This is a genomic window from Pedobacter sp. 01N416, assembly GCF_056399685.1.
On record NZ_JBFTRT010000633.1, the window covers coordinates 1 to 4,891 of the forward strand.

Annotated in this window: 2 protein-coding genes and 2 pseudogenes; 1 reads left to right on the plus strand and 3 read right to left on the minus strand. The window is 38.5% G+C overall.

What is annotated here, in order from left to right; all coding sequences use genetic code 11:
• Positions 1 to 204 precede the first annotated feature (204 nt).
• The 3 genes and pseudogenes from AC1DND_RS24970 to proS all read right to left on the minus strand — a co-directional run bounded on the left by AC1DND_RS24970 (position 205) and on the right by proS (position 4,109).
• The gene (locus tag AC1DND_RS24970; protein ID WP_477585250.1) at positions 205 to 1,056 is read right to left on the minus strand and encodes a TIGR02757 family protein; all 852 of its coding nucleotides are present in this window, start codon (positions 1,054 to 1,056) and stop codon (positions 205 to 207) included.
• Positions 1,057 to 1,517: 461 nt separating this feature from the next.
• A pseudogene (locus tag AC1DND_RS24975) lies at positions 1,518 to 2,532 on the minus strand (trans-sulfuration enzyme family protein).
• 104 nt (positions 2,533 to 2,636) lie between these two features.
• Complete coding sequence (gene proS / locus AC1DND_RS24980) at positions 2,637 to 4,109, minus strand: proline--tRNA ligase (protein ID WP_230150509.1); 1,473 nt, start codon at positions 4,107 to 4,109, stop codon at positions 2,637 to 2,639.
• Positions 4,110 to 4,307: 198 nt separating this feature from the next.
• Between proS and AC1DND_RS24985 the strand changes: the two are divergent.
• Positions 4,308 to 4,891, plus strand: a pseudogene (locus AC1DND_RS24985) (hypothetical protein); the annotation flags it as partial.

A 4,891-nucleotide genomic window follows, 5' to 3' on the forward strand; every position in this document is an offset into this window, starting at 1 on the left:
GGATGGAATTTCTTAAAAATTGAGACTAGAGGAGAAAAATTATTATATTTCTTCCACCTATCTTCATCAGATAAATTAACTGCGATCATAGCGAAACATTGGGATAGACATAATCCTACTAAACCGAAGCAGGATCACTACGTAAGTATAGGAAGATTGAATTGAAAAAAGAACTTTTTTTTGACTTTTCTCAATTCTCAAACTTTAAAGCAATTTTTCTACACCTAGTCCAAATAATGCAAAATCATACTTCACCGGATCTGAGGGATCGAACTGCTTCAAATTGTCGGTTAATTCAATTGCAGTTAACCAATCGGTCTGCTTTCTATTAATCAGTCCAAGCAAGCGTCCTACCCGATCAACATGCACATCGCAGGGACAGATTAGATCTTTTGGCTGAAGTGTATTCCAGATACCAAAATCAACACCTTTTTGATCTATCCTAACCATCCACCGCAAAAACATATTTAAACGTTTACAGGTAGATTTTTGCTTTGGAGAGGAGATATGTTTCTTCGTGCGGTGAGGAAAATCTTCTAAGGAGAAAAAATACTGCCTGAAATGGTTCAATGCCTGCTCTATCGAGAAGTTAAGCTCAGCAGCATAACACACTTCCGAGGCATATGTTATCTCCGGTTTTATAGATGAAACTTCTAAATAATCAGTCCGAAAAACATCTTGCCTTGGCACAAATGCCTGCTCTAAGCTATCGAAGTTTTGATAATGCTGCTTAAAAAACGAAATAAAATAAAGTAAGTCGGTATCATTGAATGTGCGGTGTTTAAAGTTCAGCAGACGTTTTAAATCGTTATCGGTATGATTGACAACAAAATCGTAAGGCGCATTATCCATATGGCCCAGCAGTTCCCTACATTTATTAATAATTGTTTTCCGCTGGCCCCAGGCTAAAACCGCAGCAAAAAAGCCGGCAATTTCTATATCCTGTTTTTTTTCGAAAAGATGCGGAATACAAACTGGATCGTTTGCTATAAAATTTGGCTGATTGTATTGTTCAACCTTACTATCAAGGAAATTTTTTAGCTCTAAAAACTGCATATATGTGATGATTAAACGAAAATAGCATTACCATCTATCAGATTGTCATGCTGAGGGTACGAAGCATCTGCAACCGATGAAAAAGATGCTTCGTGCCTATCGTTGAAGTTTTTTTTAATACACTGGTAATTAGCGATTATATATTCCATCCAGCTAAGCCATAGCACTGTGTCCTCGTTCCACTCAAATCCGGCCTAATAAATTTTTCGGGCTCCACTGACCTAGCCTTCCCACTAACTTCGAAAGAAAAATTTTCAGCCGGTGTTTTTTGTTTCTTTTTGACACCAAAAAGAAAGAGCCCTCTGGCGGCGGTGAGCCGAGGCAAGGATGAGTTATGGGATAAAAATGAATCAATAATATACTTCGCTTATATTTAAAATAAATTATTCCTTAGCAACAGCAATATTTATTATTGTGGAATAAAAAAAACGGGCAAATATTTTATCTGCCCGCTCGAAATATTATGCTAATGCATTTGCCAGATCCTCTAAAAGATCGTCGATATCCTCTACCCCAACGCTTAAACGGAGCAAGTTATCGGTAACACCTACTTTCTCTCTTTCTTCTTTCGGGATAGAGCCATGTGTCATCGTTGCTGGATGGTTAATTAACGATTCTACCCCGCCCAATGATTCAGCCAATGTGAATACTTTAAAATTAGACGAGATTCTAAAAGTTTCTTCCAGATCAGCACCTTTTAAGGTAATCGAAATCATACCGCCAAATCCACGCATTTGTTTTTTAGCTACATCATGATTAGGGTGATCTTCAAAACCCGGCCAGTAAATTTTATCAACCTTTGGATGTGTTTTTAAATAATATGCAATACGCGCTCCATTTTCGCAATGTGCTTTCATCCGAAGGTGAAGCGTTTTTATACCCCTCAACACTAAAAAAGCATCTTGCGGACCCGGTGTTGCACCACAGGCATTGTAAATGAACCAAAGGTCTTTATACAATTGTTCATCATTTGTTACCAAAGCACCCATTACCACATCAGAGTGGCCACCAATGTATTTGGTTACCGAATGCATCACAATATCAGCGCCCAGATCAATCGGGTTTTGTAAATAAGGCGATGCAAATGTATTATCAACGGTCAGGATTAAACTTTTCTCTTTTGTAATTTTTGCCACCCCTTCAATATCGATAATCTGCATGGTAGGATTAGTAGGTGTTTCTATCCAAACCAATTTGGTTTTATCATTAATGTAGGGCCTGTAATAATTTCAATACGGCATCTGTTGCCCCCATTCCACTCGAAAAAGCCAKACCATATTTGGCATTTTCTAAAGCAGCTAAACAATCTTCCAAAGCTTTACGCGTTGGGTTTGTTCCTCTCGAATACTCGTAGCCTTTATTGTCTCCAGGAGATTTCTGCCAATAGGTAGAGGTTTGATATATCGGTGTCATTACAGCACCTGTAGTTGGATCAGGCTCTTGACCTGCATGTATAGCTTTAGTTGCGAATTTCATTTTTTTTTAAGATTTGGGATATGAGACAGGAGATGTGAGACATAAAATTTGAGTCGAGATACAATCTCAAATCTCACTTCTAAAATCTAGTGTCTCACATCTAATTAATACGCTCTTGCAAACAGTACCCTTTGGATGGATGGTTTTCCTGAATAAATACAAACGCCATCTTCTAATTTATTATCTAAAGGAATACAACGAATGGTTGCTTTTGTTTCTTCTTTTATCTTTTGCTCAGTTTCTGGTGTTCCATCCCAATGCGCTGAAATAAAACCAGCTTTGGTATCCAACAATTCCTGAAACTCTTCGTAACTATTGGCTGCTGTAATATGCTCATCGCGATAAGCCAAAGCTTTGTTGAACATGCTTTGCTGAATATCTTCCAATAGTTTGATGATGTAAATATCCAATCCTTCCTGAGGTACAGTTTGTTTCACCTTGGTATCTCTACGGGCAATTTCTACTGTTTTATTTTCTAAATCGCGGCCACCAATAGCAATACGGATTGGCACACCTTTCAACTCATAATCAGCGAACTTAAATCCAGGGCGTTGTGTATCCCTGTCATCATATTTCACCGAAACGCCTAAACCTTTTAAACGCATGGTTAATTCATTAACATATGAAGAAATTCTCGCCAGATCCTCATCACCTTTATAAATCGGAACAATTACCACTTGTATTGGCGCTAATTTTGGTGGAATAATCAATCCAGAATCATCACTGTGTGCCATAATCAAAGCACCCATTAAACGTGTAGAAACACCCCATGAAGTAGCCCATACATGATCTAATTTCCCATCTTTACCAGTAAACTTAACATCAAAAGCTTTAGCAAAATTCTGGCCTAAAAAGTGAGATGTACCTGCTTGTAAAGCTTTGCCATCCTGCATTAAGGCCTCAATACAATAAGTATCTAAAGCACCCGCAAAGCGTTCATTCGGCGATTTACGGCCTCTGATTACCGGAACTGCCAACCAATTTTCGGCAAAATCGGCGTAAATATGTAACATACGTTCTGTTTCCTCAATCGCCTCTTCTGCTGTAGCATGTGCGGTATGTCCTTCCTGCCATAAAAATTCGGCTGTACGCAGAAATAACCTGGTACGCATTTCCCATCTTACCACATTCGCCCATTGATTGATCAATATTGGTAAATCACGGTACGATTGGATCCATCCTTTATAAGTATTCCAAATAATGGTTTCGGATGTAGGGCGAACAATTAATTCCTCCTCTAACTTAGCTGTTTCATCTACAACAATATTTCCGTTACCGTCATTCTTTAACCGGTAATGTGTTACAACCGCACATTCTGTCGCAAAGCCCTCAACGTGAGAAGCTTCCTTAGAGAAAAATGACTTTGGAATGAATAATGGAAAATAGGCATTTTGATGGCCTGTATCCTTAAACATTTTATCTAAAACAGCCTGCATTTTTTCCCATATAGCATAGCCATTTGGCTTTATAACCATACAACCACGCACGGCAGAATGCTCTGCTAAATCTGCTTTTAATACTATATCATTATACCACTGGGAATAATCTGCTTCTCTACTTGTAATTTCTTTGCTCATCTTATGTATTTGGAACGTAATTTGTATGTTAAAAAGTGTAAAATCCAACGGCAAATTTATAAATTTATGCCTACAAACGATTAACAAAATAATATCAATTATTTTATATCATTTTTTGACTAAATAAATAGTTAATAATTTTTACTTTTGAAACTTGTTTATTAAATTCGTGAACACACACAACTAAATATAAACACAATGAAACCAATTAAATTTTTACCCATTGTTATGATTGCCGCCGCAGGGTTGGTGGCATCATGCTCTACATCAAAACTGGCTCAAACTAAGCCAGCTGATGATGTTTATAATTCTGTGGCGAAAGCCAGGGAGGTTGAAATAGCACCTCAACCTCAGAACCGACAAGGCCAGCAATATCAGGCTCAGGGACAGGAGGAATATGATGAATATTACGGAACAAGTAATCCTTATTACGATATGGATTACTCATCTAGAATAAACCGTTTTTATAATGGTTACAGCTTTCAAGGCTATTACGACCCTTATTTTGACAATTATTACTATGGAAGCAGTTATGGCCCTTCAAACTACTTGGGTTATGGCCTGGGTTGGAACAGCGGATACGGTTTAGGGGGCTGGGGCGGCAGCTTTGGTTATGGCAGCATCTGGAGCAATCCCTTCTATTACGGTAATTTTGGCTACGGATGGAACAATCCTTATGGATGGAACTCTTGGGGACCTAACTCTTATTACGACCGTTATGGTTGGGGCGGTGGATACTACGGCGGAGGCTGGGGTATCGGCGGTGGATACTATGGTGGCGG

Bases quoted from the DNA above. Each gene is read 5' to 3' on its own strand.
- AC1DND_RS24970 (WP_477585250.1), bottom strand. From the start codon at position 1,056: ATGCAGTTTTTAGAGCTAAAAAATTTCCTTGATAGTAAGGTTGAACAA.
- proS (WP_230150509.1), bottom strand. From the start codon at position 4,109: ATGAGCAAAGAAATTACAAGTAGAGAAGCAGATTATTCCCAGTGGTAT.